This is a genomic window from Pseudarthrobacter sulfonivorans, from assembly GCF_014712225.1.
In the GTDB taxonomy this organism is placed as follows: domain Bacteria; phylum Actinomycetota; class Actinomycetes; order Actinomycetales; family Micrococcaceae; genus Arthrobacter; species Arthrobacter sulfonivorans.
Window position 1 is genome coordinate 42,591 of sequence record NZ_JACXBW010000009.1, and the last position, 16,966, is coordinate 59,556.

At 66.1% G+C, this 16,966-nt stretch carries 13 protein-coding genes and 1 tRNA gene; 6 read left to right on the top strand and 8 right to left on the bottom strand.

Going from position 1 to position 16,966, the window contains the following annotated elements; genetic code table 11:
- Positions 1–34 precede the first annotated feature (34 nt).
- The gene (hrpA, locus tag IAQ70_RS12780) at positions 35–3,994 is read right to left on the bottom strand and encodes an ATP-dependent RNA helicase HrpA (RefSeq protein ID WP_190989697.1); all 3,960 of its coding nucleotides are present in this window, start codon (positions 3,992–3,994) and stop codon (positions 35–37) included.
- A 145-nt stretch (positions 3,995–4,139) separates the two neighbouring features.
- Complete coding sequence (locus IAQ70_RS12785; protein WP_190989698.1) at positions 4,140–4,307, bottom strand: hypothetical protein; 168 nt, start codon at positions 4,305–4,307, stop codon at positions 4,140–4,142.
- A gap of 81 nt (positions 4,308–4,388) precedes the next feature.
- Between IAQ70_RS12785 and IAQ70_RS12790 the strand changes: the two genes are divergently transcribed.
- Entirely contained in the window at positions 4,389–5,357 is a 969-nt protein-coding gene (locus IAQ70_RS12790; protein ID WP_190989699.1) for a GlxA family transcriptional regulator, read from the top strand.
- On the opposite strand, the gene IAQ70_RS12795 is transcribed toward IAQ70_RS12790, so the two are convergent.
- The 6 genes from IAQ70_RS12795 to IAQ70_RS12820 all read right to left on the bottom strand — a co-directional run bounded on the left by IAQ70_RS12795 (position 5,354) and on the right by IAQ70_RS12820 (position 10,161).
- Positions 5,354–5,653 carry a protealysin inhibitor emfourin gene (locus tag IAQ70_RS12795; protein ID WP_190989700.1) on the bottom strand — a complete coding sequence of 100 codons (300 nt, stop codon included), beginning with the start codon at positions 5,651–5,653 and terminating at the stop codon, positions 5,354–5,356. The genes IAQ70_RS12790 and IAQ70_RS12795 overlap by 4 nt on opposite strands.
- Positions 5,654–5,715: 62 nt before the next feature.
- Positions 5,716–6,747, bottom strand: coding sequence for a M4 family metallopeptidase (locus IAQ70_RS12800; RefSeq protein WP_407682588.1), 1,032 nt, complete (start codon positions 6,745–6,747; stop codon positions 5,716–5,718).
- A gap of 317 nt (positions 6,748–7,064) precedes the next feature.
- Positions 7,065–7,137: transfer RNA gene (locus tag IAQ70_RS12805), tRNA-Arg, on the bottom strand.
- 121 nt (positions 7,138–7,258) lie between these two features.
- Positions 7,259–8,815, bottom strand: coding sequence for a ferredoxin--NADP reductase (locus IAQ70_RS12810; protein ID WP_190989701.1), 1,557 nt, complete (start codon positions 8,813–8,815; stop codon positions 7,259–7,261).
- Positions 8,812–9,684: an FAD:protein FMN transferase gene (locus IAQ70_RS12815; protein ID WP_190989702.1), complete on the bottom strand. Its 873-nt coding sequence runs from the start codon at positions 9,682–9,684 to the stop codon at positions 8,812–8,814. Before IAQ70_RS12815 ends, IAQ70_RS12810 begins: the two co-directional genes overlap by 4 nt.
- 3 nt (positions 9,685–9,687) lie before the next feature.
- A complete protein-coding gene (locus IAQ70_RS12820; RefSeq protein ID WP_190989703.1) occupies positions 9,688–10,161 on the bottom strand; it encodes an FMN-binding protein in 474 nt (157 codons plus the stop codon).
- Between the two features lie 181 nt (positions 10,162–10,342).
- On the opposite strand from IAQ70_RS12820, the gene argS reads away from it, so the two are divergent.
- The 5 genes from argS to thrB are packed head-to-tail and all read left to right on the top strand — an operon-like array spanning position 10,343 to position 16,907.
- Positions 10,343–11,992, top strand: a complete 1,650-nt coding sequence (gene argS / locus IAQ70_RS12825; protein ID WP_190989704.1) for an arginine--tRNA ligase — start codon at positions 10,343–10,345, stop codon at positions 11,990–11,992.
- Between the two features lie 5 nt (positions 11,993–11,997).
- On the top strand, positions 11,998–13,506 hold the full coding sequence (lysA, locus tag IAQ70_RS12830) for a diaminopimelate decarboxylase (RefSeq protein ID WP_190989705.1): 1,509 nt from the start codon (positions 11,998–12,000) through the stop codon (positions 13,504–13,506).
- Entirely contained in the window at positions 13,507–14,823 is a 1,317-nt protein-coding gene (locus tag IAQ70_RS12835; RefSeq protein ID WP_190989706.1) for a homoserine dehydrogenase, read from the top strand.
- Positions 14,824–15,930 (top strand): threonine synthase, encoded by a 1,107-nt coding sequence (gene thrC, locus IAQ70_RS12840; RefSeq protein ID WP_190989707.1) that lies wholly within the window; start codon positions 14,824–14,826, stop codon positions 15,928–15,930.
- Positions 15,931–15,932: 2 nt separating this feature from the next.
- A complete protein-coding gene (gene thrB, locus IAQ70_RS12845; RefSeq protein WP_190989708.1) occupies positions 15,933–16,907 on the top strand; it encodes a homoserine kinase in 975 nt (324 codons plus the stop codon).
- Positions 16,908–16,966: the final 59 nt, after the last annotated feature.

Consider the following 16,966-nt stretch of genomic DNA (forward strand, 5'->3'; position numbering starts at 1 on the left):
CCGCAGCGGCCCGGCTGACCCGTGACTCGAAGGGTCAGGCCGGTGCGAGTGCCTTGTTCAGGACGGCCCTGATCCGCTTCTCGGAGACGGAGTAGGCGGTCCCGAGTTCGACGGCGAAGAGGCTCACCCGGAGCTCTTCGATCATCCATCGCACCTGCGTCAGCTCGGAACCGACCCGCCGGCCGGGCAGCAGTGCCGACACGGCGTCGTCGTAGTCGTCCTCCAGCCGCTGGACGGCGGCCATGTTCAGGGCATCCCGCTGGACGTTGCCGGGCAGGCGTTCGAGGCGTTTTTCGATGGCCGCGAGGTACCGGGGGAGCTGGCTCAGCTGGGCGAAGCCGGTGCGGGCCACGAAGCCCGGGAACACCAGCTGTTCGAGCTGGCTTTTGACGTCGTTGAGCGCACTGATCAGCGCGAGGCTGGTGGTTCCCTTGAGCTGCTTTTCGATCCGCCGGGTGCTGGCCAGGATGCGCTCCACCACCGCCGTCACGCTGAACACCGTGTCGATCAGTTCCGCCCGGACCTGCTCGTAGAGGGCGTCAAATGACTGCCGGTCCCAGGGGACTTCCGCCGGGGTCAGCTTGTCCACGGCGGCCAGCGCACAGTCGGCGATCAGTGCCGAGACTGAACCGTGCGGGTTCTGGCTGAAGGTGAGCTTTTCGGTGTTGTTGAGGTGCTCCAGCACGTAGCGGTCCGGGGCGGGAACCCGCAGGGCCAGGAGCCGGATGACGCCGCCGCGCATGGCCGCAAGCTGTTCCGAGGACGTCTGAAACACGCGCAGCGCAACCGACGTTCCTTCATCCACGAGGGCAGGATAGCCGGTGACGGTGTGGCCGTTGACCGTGTTGCTCACCTGACGCTGCAGGGCCCCGAAGTTCCATTCGGTCAGGCCGCTCTGTTCCCTGAAGCCCGCACGGCTGCCATTTCCCGCTCCGGCTGCTGAGGTTCCGGCCGCGGGCGCCGTCCCGCCCGCATTGCCGGACCCGGACTTTCCAGGTGACCGCGGCGCGGTGGTGCCGGGAGTTGCCCCCAGGGACTCGGCAATGGCGCGGCGCGTTGCGGGCGCCAGGCGCTCCTGGAGGGCGGCGAGGTCCTTGCCCTCGTCCAGCACCTTGCCTTTGCTGTCCACCACTTTGAAGCTCACCCGCAAATGGGAGGGAACGGCATCCCAGTTCCAGGACCCCGGCGGGATGACCTGGCCGCGGATCCGGCGCAGGGCCAGTTCCAGCGACGCTTCCAGCTCATCGCTCGCCGGCTCAAAGTCAGCCTCGAGTGCGGCCACGGCCTGGCGGGCCACGTCCGGGGCCGGAACAAAGTTCTTGCGGATCTGTTTGGGGAGGGATTTGATCAGCGCAGTCACCAGTTCCACCCGCTGGCCGGGGATCAGCCAACGGAAGGCCTTGTCGTCCAGCTGGTTGAGGAAAAGCACCGGCACTTCGGCCGTCACGCCGTCGGAAGGGTTGGGCGGTGAGCCCGGCGCCACCGGGTGGAACTCATAGGTCAGCGGCAGCTCAAAGCCCTTGTGCAGGAGCGTCCTGGGGTAGGCGGCCTCGTCCAAGTTGTCGGCTTCATCATTGAGCAGCAGCGACTTGTCGTAGTCCAGGAGGTCCGGGTTCTTCTGCCGGGCGTCCTTCCACCATTTGTCGAAGTGCCGCTCGGACACCACGTCGGGGCCGATCCGGGCGTCGTAGAACTCGAACAGCGTTTCGTCGTCCACCATGAGGTCGCGGCGGCGCATCCTCGCTTCGAGCTCTTCCACTTCGAGGAGCAGGGCGCGGTTGCGGTGGAAAAACTTGTGGTGGGTTTTCCAGTCGCCTTCCACCAGGGCGTGCCGGATAAACAGCTCCCGTGCCAGTACCGGATCCACGCGGCTGTAGTTGACCCGGCGCTGCGGAATGATGGGCACGCCATAGAGTGTGACCTTCTCATACGCCATCACCGCGCCCATCTTGGTGGACCAGTGCGGCTCGCTGTAGCTGCGCTTCACGAGGTCCGGCGCCACCTGTTCAGCCCAGACGGGATCGAATTTGGCGGCCACCCGGGCCCACAGCCGGCTCGTCTCCACGAGTTCGGCCGCCATCACGAACGTGGGGGACTTCTTGAACAGCGCAGAGCCGGGGAAGATTGCGAACCGGCTGCCGCGGGCGCCGGCGTACTCGCGCTTGCGGTCATCAAGAATGCCGATGTGGCTTAGCAGTCCGGAGAGCAGGCTGATGTGGATGCCTTCGTTGTTGCCCACGGGATCGGCCAGCCGTTTGTTGTCCAGGCTGATGCCCAGGGGACGTGCCAGCTGCCGGAGCTGCGCGAACAGGTCCTGCCATTCCCTGACCCGGAGGTAGTTGATGAACTCGTTGCGGCACAGCCGGCGGAACTGGGTGGAGGAGAGCTCCTGCTGCTTCTCCTGGATGTAGTTCCACAGATTCAGGAAACCGGTGAAGTCGGAGTTTTCGTCGCGGAAACGGGCGTGCTTCTCCGCGGCGAGCTGCTGCTTGTCGGTTGGGCGCTCGCGCGGGTCCTGGATGGTCAGGGCCGCGGCCAGGATCATCACTTCGCGGACACAGCCGCGTCGGCCCGCCTCCACAATCATCCGGCCCAGCCGGGGATCGACCGGCAGTTGGGCAAGCTGCTGCCCGACGGCGGTCAGCCCGCCGCTTTTGGCATCGCCCGGTCGGACGGCACTCAAGGCACCGAGCTCGCGCAGGAGCGTGACGCCGTCGTTGATTGCCCGTGAGTCCGGCGGCTCCACAAACGGGAAGCTTTCGACGTCCTTTGGCCCCCGGGCCACACCCATGGCGGTCATCTGCAGGATGACGGCGGCCAGGTTGGTGCGCAGGATCTCCGGGTCCGTAAAGAGCGGCCGGGACTCGAAGTCCTCTTCCGAGTACAACCGGATGGCGATGCCGTCCGAGACGCGGCCGCACCGCCCTGACCTCTGGTTGGCGGAAGCCTGTGACACCCGCTCAATGGGCAGCCGCTGGACCTTGGTCCGGTGCGAGTAGCGCGAGATGCGCGCGGTGCCGGTATCGATGACGTATTTGATGCCCGGAACGGTCAGGGACGTCTCGGCAACGTTGGTGGCCAGCACAATGCGGCGCTTGCTGCCCGGGTGGAACACCTTGTGCTGTTCCTGCAGGCTGAGCCGGGCGAAGAGCGGCAGGACTTCTGTCCCGGCCAAACGGCGGTTGGACTGGATCCTGGCCTGGAGAGCGTCGGCGGCGTCCCGGATTTCGCGCTCGCCGGAGAAGAAGACCAGGATGTCACCGGGCGCTTCGTCGGCCAGTTCGTCCACGGCGTCGCAGACGGCGTCCAGGGGATCGCGGTCCTCCTCGAGTTCGTCATCGGAGGAGTTGTCTTCATCATCACCGGTTGCAGCCCCGCCCGCCGGCTGGGACAGCGGCCGGTACCGGATCTCCACCGGGAACGTGCGCCCGGAAACCTCAACGATGGGGGAGGGCTCCTCCTCGGAGCCGAAGTGCTTGGCGAAACGTTCCGGATCGATCGTGGCCGAGGTGATGATGATCTTCAGGTCCGGGCGCTGAGGCAGGATGCGCTTGAGGTAGCCGAGGATGAAGTCGATGTTCAGGCTGCGCTCGTGTGCTTCGTCAATGATGATGGCGTTGTATTTGCGCAGCAGCTTGTCGCGCTGGATCTCGGCCAGCAGGATGCCGTCCGTCATCAGCTTGACCTTGGTGGCGCGGCTGACTTCGCCGGTGAACCGCACCTGGAAGCCGACTTCCTGGCCGATCTCCACCCCGAGTTCCTCAGCGATACGTTCCGCGACCGTGCGGGCTGCAAGCCGCCGCGGCTGGGTGTGGCCGATCAGGCCGTCATCGCCCAGGCCCAGTTCGAGGCACATTTTGGGGATCTGGGTGGTCTTGCCGGAGCCGGTCTCGCCGGCGATGATGGTCACCTGGTTCGCTGCAATGGCAGCCATCAGGTCCTCGCGGCGCTCGGAAACGGGCAGCTCGGCAGGGTAGGAGATATGAAATGTCATGGCTGCTGCCAGTCTACTGGGGCAGGGCTTGATTCCGGCTCTCGGCAGCCTGCTCTCCAACTCGGGGCGCACAGTAAAGGACCCGGTTCTTCGGAACCGGGTCCTTGTCAGTTGAGATATTGGTGCGCTCGGTGATTTCTGCCGTTCAGAAGATGCGCAGCGTGTAGTTGGTGCTGGGCAGGTCCAGCGCGGACCACGCCTGGTCGGAGGTGACGGGAGGGGTGTGGCCGCGGCCGTCGCGCAGGAGGGCCGAGACGGTCGCTGCGAGAACGATGAGGATGAGGAGCAACATGACGATTCCGAAGATTTCCATGCCTCTATGGTTCTCCCGTTGCGGTTCCATCAACAGTGGCAGAAATGCCCAAAAAGAGAAGATTTCTGCCATAATGGAGACATGCTGAAATCGGTGGCAGTAATCGTCGTCCCAAACTTTTCGATCTTCGAGTTCGGCACGGCGTGTGAGGTCTTTGGCATTGACAGGTCCGGCCGCGGCAGCGGTGTTCCGGACTTTGACTTCCGGGTGTGCACGCCCGTGCCTGGAGACGTCAGGATGAAATCGGGTCTCTCCATGAACGTGAGCCTCGGCTTGGAGGCGGCGGCCGATGCAGACCTGGTGATCATGACACCTTACGGCCGCGAGGAGGACGTCCCTGAGTCAGTGATGCAGGCGCTGCGCGCCGCGGATGCCCGCGGGGCCTGGGTGATGTCCATCTGTTCCGGGGCGTTCGCTTTGGCCCGGGCCGGGCTTCTGGACGACCGCCGCTGCACCACTCACTGGCGCTACTCCCAGGACCTGACAAGCCGGTACCCGGCGGCGCACGTTGATGAGAATGTGCTCTATGTGCAGGACGGCAACCTGATCACCAGCGCCGGCACCGCTGCGGGGATTGATGCCTGCCTGCACTTGGTGCGGGTCGAGCTGGGCGCGAATGTTGCCGCGGCGATTGCCCGTGACATGGTGGTACCGCCGCACCGCGACGGCGGCCAGGCGCAGTTCATCGACCGGCCAATGCCAGCCTGCGGGTCGGCGCCCATGGAGGAGCTGCTTCGGTGGATGGTGCAGAACCTGGACCAGGAGCACAGCGTCGGTGACCTGGCCAACCGGGTACACATGTCCGCCAGGACCTTCGCCCGCAGGTTCCGCTCCGAAACGGGGGCAACGCCTGCTGCCTGGCTGAACTCACAACGGGTCCTGCGGGCCCAGGAGCTTTTGGAATCCACAGACCTGAACATTGACGAGGTAGCCCGCGAATCCGGCTTCGGTCATCCGGTCCTCCTGCGGCACCACTTTGCCAAAGTGCTTGACACGAGCCCTCAATCCTACCGCCGGGCCTTCCGCGGCCAACTGGAAGCTGCGGTTTAGCCGGAGTCTTCGGAAGCGGCCCGTGTGCTGTCGACGAGCACCCTCCACGGTCCGGTGACACTCTGCTCGGGCAGGGCCGCGCGCCGCTGCCCTGCCCGGATGGCGTAGAAGAACCTGTCCGGCTGGCTGCCCTCCACTGCCGCTGCTGCTGCCCGGACCGTCTTGGGTACCGCGTCCCAGGGGCATGCCTCGACGATCGGCTGCCACTGGTTCCTGGCGCGTGCGGTGTCGGCCGTAACCGTCCACACCCGTGTCAGCGCAGCGATCCCGCCGGTGCGCTCCACACTTATTTTCATCGCGCGGTTCCTGGGCTTTCCTGCAGCTTGGCGGCCGGCCGACCGGCAGCCAAGCGTTGGCTTTAGACCTTGACCTTTACAGTTTCCCACGCCTTCCGGACGGCGTCATGCTCGGTTGAACCGGAGCCGAACAGCTCCACCGCTGCCGCCGCCGTCGCCCGCGCAAAAACGCGGAAGGTGGCGGTGGCTGGCAATGAACCGCCGGTGAGGGTCTCGTACCAGATCCGGCCCGGCGCTTCCCAGGCGTTGCCGCCCAGGGACTCCGCCGTGAGGTAGAAAGCCCGGTTGGGGATGCCGGAGTTGATGTGGACGCCGCCGTTGTCGGCACTGGTTCGCACATAGGAGTCCATCGAGTCAGGCTGGGGATCCTTACCCAGCACGTCGTCGTCGTACGCAGTGCCGGGCGCCTTCATGGACCGCAGGGCTGAACCCTGGACCTGTGGCGTGAACAGTCCCTCGCCGATGAGCCAACTCGCCTTGCTGACCGGCTGCTTCTTTACGTACTGCTCAACGAGGGCGCCAAAGACGTCTGACATGGACTCGTTGAGGGCCCCGGCCTGGTTCCGGTAGGCCAGCCCCGCCGAGAACTGGGTGACTCCGTGGGTGAGCTCGTGGCCGATAACGCTCAGCGAACGGGTAAACCGTTCGAAGACCTGGCCGTCGCCGTCGCCGAAGACCATCTGCCGGCCGTCCCAGAAGGCATTGTCGTAGAGCTTTCCGAAGTGCACGGTCGCATCAAGGGGGAGCCCGGCGCCGTCTATCGAGTTGCGGCCGAAGATGTCGGCGAACAGACGGTGCGTGTGTCCCAGGCCGACGTAGGCCTCATCTGCGGCCACATCGCCCGATTCCGGGTCACCTTCCTTGCGCACCAGCTTTCCGGGCAAGGTCTCGGAGCCGCCGGCATCGTAAATGCTCCGGACGGGCGGGCCGGGCTGGACGTCACGCAGTCCCGGTGGAACAACTGGCCCTGGCGCCGTCCGGGCGGATTGGAACGACCGCACATGGCTCAGTGCTTCCTTGGCCGCCCGCGCGGCAACGGAAAACTCCGGCGCATCCTGGCGCGCCAGCCGCCGCAATATGTAAGGCGGGATGATGAAGCAGCGGCCCTTCGAATGATCCCGGGCCGGCGCATGTTGGGCTGGCGAATGCTGGTCTGTCGACTGAATGACGTACCCCCTCGATCGGTGAATTCAGACTACGAGGGGGCGCTGACAATGCGGGGGAGGCGCACTCAATCGGGGAGGGGGCGATCTCTTCGGGATTCCCGTACTGCCTGCGGTCCGGCTGTTTCCGGGAGGCCATATCCTGAACCACGAAGGCCTCGGCAGGACGGGCGTCATCGACGTTCAGTGAGAAGTTTCCGGCAAGCAAAAACCCCGCCACTTCCTTGACGTGACGGGGTTTTTCTCTGTGCCCTCGATAGGATTCGAACCTACGACCTTCTGCTCCGGAGGCAGACGCTCTATCCCCTGAGCTACGAGGGCAATTCAGGGATCCCGCCGATGCTGGCGGGACGTCCTAGAGCTTAGCAGGAAGGTGGCCCGCAATGAAAAACGTGGCTTCGCGATCCTCCTCGGCGTGCCGAATCCCCGCGAATCGGAAACCTCAGTAGCCGGAAAACGAGTCCGCATGCACCCGGCGCGCACCTGCCTTCCGGGCCGCACGGCGCAGCGAGGCGACGCTCGCGGGGGACCCGGAGACGTAGACGGTGCGGTCTGCAATATCCGGAACAAGAGCCCTCAGCGATGGCCCGTCCAGCCGGGACCCCGGGACAGTTCCCGCCGCCACCGCTGCCGCGGCGTCCGCAATGAACGACGGCGGGGTGGAACCATCGGCGAGCCGGGCAACGATCCGTGCACCGGACGCTTCCAGTTCCCGGGCGTAGGCGATCTCCCCGGCGTTGCGTGCCAGGAGCAGCAGAACGACATCCCGGTCCCTGCCGGCGCCTGACGCCAGGTGCGCGAGGTACGGCGTGATGCCGATGCCGGCGGCGATAAGCAGCACCGGGGTACGGGGGTCGCGGGGCAGCACAAAGTCGCCGCCCACGGATGTCGCCGCCACATGGTCACCGGGCTTCAGCGCCAGGAGTACTTTCTTGGCGGCCGACAGCGGCTCGGACGTCCGCACGCCGAACGTCACTGTCTCCGAGCCCGGGGCACTGGTCAGGCTAAACACCCGGCGCCGGCCTTTGCCGTCCGAAGCGGCATGCGGCAGGTCCAGCTCCATGTACTGCCCCGGAATGAAGCGGACCGGGCGGGACGGTTCAAAAGCGAACTCGGTGGTGCTTGGCGTCAACGCCCGCGAGCCGGTGAACGTCAGCTTCAGGCCGCCCCGCTGGCCCACCACAAACGCCAGCAGGTTGCCGACCAGCAGGGCCAGCTCGGGGGAGTTGGCAATGAACCCGAAGTTGTAAGGCACAGCAAACACCACACCAACAACGGCGGCAAGCGCGAGCTGCTGCCAGCGGCGCGGCGGCAGCGTCAGCGGCTCGGTCAGCATAAAGCCGACGAAAAAGAGCAGCGGCCGCTGCGCCAGGGCCTGCCAGAGGGCCCCGCCCAATGTCACCCCCGCCTGCAGCAGTTCCGAGGTAACAATCGAGGTGGCCACCACCAGGAACACAGCCGCCATCAGGAACTTCCTGGTGCGGTACAGCACCAGCAGGATGCCGGGTACCAGGAGCCACAGCATGGCAGGGGTCGCCGCCCACCAGGTGGCGACGTTCAGGCCCGTCAGCCCGGTCACGAATGCCCCGGTGACGGCCGGGTTGAAGATGTGCCGGCCCCGCCAGGCGAGCGCGTATTTGGAGGCAGAAGCCAGCACACAGGCCAGGGCCACACCCGCCACATCCATGGGCACAAACGATGGCCAGAAAAGGAAGTACAGCAGCAGACCGGTGATCAGCGACGACTCTGAATGCGGCCGCACCTGGAAAAGCGCGGCCAGGGCCCGGTTGGACGCATAAGTCAGGCCGAGGCACAAGGCCAGGTGCACCAGCATCTGGGGGATGCCGAAGGTCAGCCAGCCCAGGGCGTTAAGCAGGAGGCTGTACACGGCAAGGGCCGCGAGCACCAGCAGGATCAGCCGGTACATCGTGTACTTGCCCAGCACGGTATCCAGCCGGCCGGCAGGTGAAACAGCCGTGGGGGTATCAACGGGGCTCATGTGAACAGTGTCCCTTCAAATCCGGCCGAGTAGGCGGCACTTCCATCCGAAAATACTGTCAGCCAGGAAAAATCGAAATGGTTCTCCAGATCGGCGCCGGGGACGAAGAACAACGCCGTTGCCAGTGCGTCAGCCAGCATGGTGCTGTCCGCCACGGTCCAGGTGGCCACGGCTGTGGTGACGGGCAGGCCTGTGGTGCCGTCGAGGACATGGTTCAGGCCGTCGCCCCACACCCGGCGGTTGGAGGCAGAAGCACATAAGGCGCCCCCGGAAACCGCAACCGTGCCGATGGCCTTGGTGGGATCGTACGGGTGCTCCAGGGCGACGGTGATGACGTCCGGACCGCGATACAACAGGTCTCCGCTGGCATCGATGAGGAAGTTCCCATGGCCCTGTGCACGCAGTTCGGCGGCCAGGAGATCCACCAGCTGGCCCTTCCCGGCGGCGCCGATATCCAGGACCACGGGCACATGGTTGGTGAGGACCGTGCCGTCCCAATCCAGGGCGTCCTCCCAACGGGGTGGCGCCGTGGGGGAGCCCGAAGGCCGCAGCGAGTAGGTGGCGTCGTAGCCCAACCGCTCAAGGCTGCCGCCGATCAGCGGAGTCATCGCCCCTGCTGAGAGGTCGTACAGCGACCGGTACAGCCCGCCAAGCGCCGCGGCCTCCGCGGGAAACTCATGCCGCCCCGGCTGGCGGGCCATGGCACTGACGGCTGAATCCGGACGGAACCGTGACCACTCGCCGTCGTACGCTTCCACCACGGCGAGAAGCCGTGCGCGGACTCCGGCCGGAAGCGGCCGGGGCGTGGTGATTTCCCAACGGGTGCCGATCCCGTCGAAGCGGAACTCCTCCCAGTCGGGCTGCGGCACGGCCTACTGGGCCTCCGACTTGATCTTTTCCACGGCCTGGTTGAACCCGCCGCTGGTCAGGGAGGAGCCGGCAACCTTGGACACCTTCAGCTCGTCAATGTTCTTGCCCACCACTTGCGACGCGATCCCGCCGGCGAACTCGCCCTGGAACTTGCGGGTGTTCGGGTTGGAGGGGTGCTGGGTGATGTTGACGGCCGTGACCGTCCCGGCGGCGAGCGTCAGCTCCACTCCCACGGTTTCGGTGCCGTTCGGGGAGACGTACGTGCCATCGGCGCTGTACGTCCCGTCCTGGTAGACGGAACCGCTGCCGGCGAGCGATGACGAGGTGCCGGACGGCGCGGTGGCGCCTGCGGAGCTGTTGTCGGCCGAGGGCGCGGTGGCCCCCTGTGTCGCCGTCGGCGCGCAGCCGGCGACTGTTCCGGCGAGGGACAGGCCGGCGATTCCGGCGAAAACACTCTTGCGGACTGACGGTCTCATAACGGGGCTCGTTTCGTGGGCTGGGTGCTTACGGTGTACTCAACGTCGGATTCAGCGTAATGGTTCACCCTGTGAACCAGCCTCGAGGCCGCTGTGTACCATGATGCTTCCGGCGAAGGCGACGAGGTCACCCTGCGGAGTTCAAATTCCTCCACGTCGCGGGCGCCGGTAGGCTAGAGGGGTGACTCCCGAAGAACTCTCCCTCGCCATATCCGCCTGCCTGAAAGACGCCGTCGCCGCCGGCGAAATCGGCCTTTCCGCATCAGCTCTTCCTGATGACGTGCGCGTGGAGCGACCGAAGAACCGGGACCACGGCGACTGGGCCACCAACATCGCCCTGCAGCTGTCCAAGCAGGCCGGCACCAATCCGCGCGAGTTCGCCACCATCCTGAGCGCCCGGCTGAAGACCATCGACGGCGTCTCGGCCGTGGAAATCGCCGGTCCCGGCTTCCTGAACATCACGGTTGACGCTGCCGCGGCCGGTGCCCTGGCAAAGGCCATCGTGGAAGCCGGCCCGGAATACGGCACCAACACCGCGCTCGCCGGCCACGTGGTCAACATGGAGTTTGTTTCGGCGAACCCCACCGGCCCGCTGCATATCGGCCACACCCGCTGGGCTGCCCTCGGCGACGCCATCGCCCGCGTCCTGCGCGCATCCGGCGCCGAGGTCACCGCCGAGTACTACATCAACGACGCCGGCACGCAGATGAACACCTTCGCCCAGTCGGTGTACAACCGGCTCCACGGACTGCCCGTCCCCGACGGCGGCTACCCCGGCCAGTACATCGCGGACCTTGGCCATGAGGTGCTCAGCGAACACCCGGGCATCCGTGAACTCACTGAGGTCGCTGCGATTCCCGTGATCCGCGCCGCGGCCTACCAGGCCCAGATGAAGGACATCCAGGACACGCTCGCGGATTTCGGCGTCAAATTCGATGTGTTCTTCTCCGAGCAGGAACTGCACGACGCCGGCGCGATCGGAAGTGCCGTTGCCCGCCTTCGCGAGCAGGGCCACGTGTTCGACGACGGCGGTGCGGTCTGGCTGCGCACCACGGACTTCGGCGACGACAAGGACCGCGTCATGATCCGGGCCAACGGCGAGCCCACCTACTTCGCCGCCGACGCCGCTTATTACCTCTCCAAGAAGGACCGCGGCTACACCGAGAAGATCTACCTCCTTGGCGCGGACCACCACGGCTACATCAACCGGCTCAAGGCAATCGCGGCCGCGGCGGGCGACGACCCCGAGGTCAACATCGAGGTACTCATCGGCCAGCTGGTCTCCGTCAACGGTGCCAAATTGTCCAAGCGTGCCGGCAACATCATCGAGCTCAAGGACCTTATCGACTGGCTCGGCAAGGACGCCGTGCGCTACTCGCTGGCCCGGTTCCCGGCGGATTCTCCCCTGACGCTGGATCCGGACCTGCTCAAGAAGCACAGCAACGAGAACCCCGTTTTCTACGTCCAGTACGCCCACGCGCGTACCCGCGGCGCGGCGCGCAACGCCGTGGCCGCCGGTGTGGACCGCAGCGCCTTTGAGGCCTCGCTGCTGGACCATGCCACCGAAAACGAACTGCTCTCCTACCTGGGCAGCTACCCCTCCATCGTGGCCAAGGCCGCCGAACTGCGCGAGCCGCACCGCATTGCACGCCACCTTGAAGTCATTGCCGGCGCCTACCACCGCTGGTATGACGCCTGCCGCATCGCTCCCATGGGGGACGAAGCCGTGACGGATGTCAACCGCACCCGCCTCTGGCTCAACGATGCCACCAGCCAGGTTCTGGCCAACGGCCTGGACCTCCTTGGCGTCTCCGCTCCGGAACGGATGTGAGCCCCATGTCAGCACAGAACGCAGCACCGAGCACCACAGCCCTTGCCCCCGCGGGTTCCCCGTTGGCCCCCGAGTGGCTCGCCGTTCCCGCGGACCTGAACACGCTCCACGAACCGATGTGGGCCCAGGGCGTGCAAAGGAACGACGCCGGCGAGCTGGCAGCTGACGGCATCACAGTCAGCGCGCTCAAGGAACAGTTCGGCACACCGCTGTTCGTCATGGACGAGGCCGATTTCCGCGCCAGGGCACGGTCCTTCAAGGACTCCTTCGATGAAGCCTTCGCTGATATCTGCGGCGGAGTGGACGTCTACTACGCCGGTAAGTCGTTCCTCTGCACCGCGGTGGTGAAGTGGGTGGAGGAAGAAGGCCTGCGCCTTGACACTGCCTCCGGCGGTGAACTCGCCGTAGCCGCACGCGCCGGCATCGAGGGTGCACGCGTAGCCCTGCACGGCAACAACAAGTCGGACGCGGAGATCAACCGTGCCCTCGACATGGGCCTCGGCCGCATTGTGGTGGACAGCCTCGATGAGCTGGACCGGGTGGCCAAAATTGCGTCCGGCCGCGGCGAGCAGGCCAAGGTCATGCTGCGGCTGACCCCGGGCGTGCACGCCCATACCCACGAGTTCATCGCCACCGCCCACGAGGACCAGAAGTTCGGCCTCTCCATGGCGGAGGACACCACCGAGCAGGCCGGGCTGTCAGCGGCCGAAGAGGCCGTGGCCGCGGCCACGAGCCACGCCAGCATCGACCTGCTCGGGCTGCACTGCCACATCGGTTCCCAGATCTTCGAGCCGGACGGCTTCGCGCTGGCCGCCGAGAAGCTCCTCCGCTTCCTTGCCGCCATGCAGGAAAAATACTCCATCGTGATGCCCGAACTGGACCTGGGCGGCGGCTACGGCATCGCCTACACCCCGGTGGACACGCCCCGCCCCGCGGCCGAGATCGCGCAGGCGATGGCCGCCGTCGTGCGTTCCACCTGCGCGGACCTGGGCATCAAGTCCCCCCGGATTTCCATTGAACCGGGCCGCGCAATCGTGGGCAGCACCACGTTCACGCTGTACGAGGTGGGCACCCTGAAGACCGTGCGTGTTGACGCACCCGCCGCCGGAACAGCCGAAACAGCCGGAACGCAGCCGGAAAACGTTACGCACCCGCGGCGCTATGTGTCAGTTGACGGCGGGATGAGCGACAACGCCCGCCCGGTGCTCTACGACGCGGATTATTCCGCCATTCTCGCCTCGCGCACCTCGGGCGCGGCTCCGCAGCTGTCCCGCGTGGTGGGCAAACATTGCGAGAGCGGCGACATAGTTGTTAGAGATGTATATCTGCCCGAGGACGTGGCAGCCGGTGATCTGCTTGCTGTACCGGGAACCGGCGCCTACTGCTGGGCCCTCTCGAGCAACTACAACTATCTGGCCCGGCCGGGCGTTGTCGCGGTGCGCGACGGATCTGCCCGGCTGATTGTCCGCGGGGAAACCGAAGAAGATCTGCTCAACCGCGACATGGGAGTCTGAATGACTGAATTGCGAACCCTGAAAGTAGCCCTCCTGGGCTGTGGCAACGTTGGGGCCCAGGTTGCGCGGATTCTCATCGAGGACGCCGACGCCCTGGCCGCCCGCACCGGTGCACGCCTGCAGCTCAGCGGCATCGCCGTGCGCAACGTGAACGCCAAGCGTGACGTGGAGCTTCCGCAGGAACTGTTCACCACCGACGCCGAAACCCTCGTCAAGGACGCCGACCTGGTGATCGAGCTGATGGGCGGCATCGAGCCGGCGCGCACGCTGATCCTCTCTGCGCTGCGGAACGGCGCCTGTGTGGTGACCGGCAACAAGGCCCTGCTGGCGCAGGACGGACCCACCCTCTACGAAGAGGCTGACAAGGCCGGTGTGCAGCTGTCCTACGAGGCCGCCGTGGCCGGCGCCATCCCCATCCTGCGGCCCATCCGCGACAGTCTGTCCGGCGACCGGATCACCCGCGTCCTGGGCATCGTCAACGGCACCACCAACTTCATCCTGGACCAGATGGATTCCACCGGCGCGCAGTTCGCCGACGCCCTGGCCGAAGCCCAGCGCCTCGGTTACGCGGAAGCGGACCCCACCGCCGACGTCGAAGGCCACGACGCCGCAGCGAAGGCCGCGATCCTGGCCACGCTGTCCTTCCACACCCGGTTCGCGCTGGAAAACGTCCACTGCGAGGGCATCACGTCCGTCACGGCCGCCGACATCGCAGCGGCCAAGGACGCCGGCCTCGTCATCAAGCTGCTGGCCATCGCTGAAAAGCTCACGGATGCCGACGGCGGCGAAGGCGTTTCGGTGCGGGTGCACCCCACGCTGCTGCCGCGTGAGCACCCGCTGGCTGCCGTCCGCGGCGCCTTCAACGCGGTGTTCATCGAGGCCGAAAACGCCGGCGAACTGATGTTCTATGGACAGGGCGCAGGCGGGACGCCAACGGCGTCCGCCGTCCTGGGCGACCTCGTTTCGGCGGCCCGCCGCCTGGTCCTGGGCGGACCGCAGCGGACAGAGACCACCACCGGCCACGTGCCGGCACTGCCCATCGCCGCAGCCACGACCAGCTACTACATCGGCCTCGACGTCGCCGACCAGCCCGGCGTGCTCGCCAGGATCGCCCAGCTTTTTGCGGAGCACGGCGTGTCCATCGAAACCATGCGGCAGACCATCCACCGGGACGCTGAATCCAACGTGGAGTCGGCGGAACTGCGGATCGTCACGCACCGTGCATCAGAGGCTGCCCTCGCAGCCACCGTCGAGGCCGTGAAAGGCCTGGACGTCATCAATTCAGTTACATCCGTTCTGCGGGTAGAAGGAGTCTAAGTGGCTCACCAATGGCGCGGCGTTATCCGCGAATACGCTGACCGTCTGCCCGTGACGGAATCCACCCGGGTGATCACCCTGGGCGAGGGCGGCACCCCGCTGGTCCACGCACAGAAGCTCTCCGAGCTGACGGGTTCCACCGTGTACCTGAAGGTCGAGGGGATGAACCCCACGGGCTCGTTCAAGGACCGCGGCATGACCATGGCCATGACCGCAGCCGTGGAATCCGGTGCCAAGGCCGTTGTCTGCGCCTCCACCGGAAACACCTCGGCCTCGGCAGCCGCCTACGCCACCGCAGCCGGCCTGAAGTGCGCCGTGCTGGTGCCCGAGGGCAAGATCTCCATGGGCAAGCTGAGCCAGGCCATCGCGCACGGTGCCACGCTGCTCCAGGTGGACGGCAACTTCGACAACTGCCTGGACATCGCCCGGAAGCTGGGGGAGTCCTACCCGGTGTTCCTGGTGAACTCCGTGAACCCCGCCCGCATCCAGGGCCAGAAGACCGGTGCGTTCGAGATCGTGGACTCCCTGGGCGACGCCCCGGACATCCATGTCCTCCCGGTGGGCAATGCCGGCAACATCACGGCGTACTGGAAGGGCTACAAGGAGTACGCGGCACCGTTTGAGTCCGCGACGGCCGGAACCCTTCCCGCCGTGTCCACCAAAACGCCGCAGATGTGGGGCTTCCAGGCCGCCGGTGCTGCCCCGTTCGTGGCCGGGCACCCCATCACGGAACCGGACACCATCGCTACTGCCATCCGGATCGGCAACCCTGCATCCTGGGACGGCGCCATTGCCGCACGTGACGAGTCCGGCGGCTTCATCGACGCCGTGACCGACGAGCAGATCCTCGACGCCCACCGCTGGCTGTCGGCCCGCGAAGGCGTTTTTGTCGAACCAGGTTCCGCCGCGGGTGTGGCAGGCCTGCTGAAGAAGCACGCCGCAGGGGAAGTTCCTTCCGGAAAAATCATCGTGATCACCGTGACAGGCCACGGCCTCAAGGACCCCCAGTGGGCCCTGCGCACGGAGGACGGCAGCGAAGTGCAGCCCGTCAAGGTCTCCAACGACGTCGTCACTGTTGCAGCTGAACTGGGACTGGAAGAAAAGTAACCTTGGAAACCACCACGCCCACCACCGTTGTCCTGCCCCTTATTGAGGCAGGACAGCGCGTCACCGTCAGGGTCCCGGCCACCAGCGCCAACCTCGGGCCGGGATATGACAGCCTGGGCCTCGCCCTGGCACTGCACGACACCCTGACGGTGGAAAGCCTTGAAACCGATGAGCTCCTGTTCGAACTCAGCGGCGAGGGGGCGGAGAGCCTGCCGCGCGACGCCAGCCACCTTGTGGTGCGGGCCATGGAGGCGGCTTTCTCACGGCTTGGTTTCCGGCACGGCGGGCTGAAAATTACGGCGACGAACGTCAATCCGCACGGGCGTGGCCTGGGGTCGTCAGCCTCGGCCGTGGTGGCCGCAGTTTCAGCCGCCAACGCCATGGTGCCGACGGCGGGGCAGCGCGGGCGGGACTGGATCCTGCAGCTCACCAGCGAAATGGAAGGCCACCCGGACAACGTCGCACCGGCGATTTTCGGCGGATTGGCGCTGTCATGGCAGGACAGTGAGCAGTACAGGAGCACATGCGCCACCGTTGTTGGTTCGGTCATCCCCATCGTGGCAGTTCCGGACTTTGAACTGTCCACCGAAGCGGCCCGCGCACTGCTACCGGCATCCGTAGGCCACCACGCCGCGGCGATGAACTCCGGCCGGGCTGCGCTGCTCATCCACGCGCTGACACGGAAGCCGGAGTTCCTGCTCGCCGGTACCGAGGACTACCTCCACCAGAGCTACCGGGCCGAGGCCATGCGCCCCAGCGCCGCTCTCATCAGGGCACTGCGCAGTGCAGGCCACGCAGCAGTGGTTTCAGGTGCCGGGCCCACCGTGCTTGTGCTCGCCAACGGCGAAGCCGAAGCCGCGGAAATACTTGCCCTGATCGAATCCTTCACGGCGGCCAACACGCCCGGCATCGGCTGGCGCGTGCTGAAGCTGGCAGTGGACGTCGAAGGTGCTAAGGTGGACTTACACCGGCGGTAATTCCGCCTATCTGATCCGCAACTGCATTTCAGTTGTACTTGATCTCCTACTGCGCAATA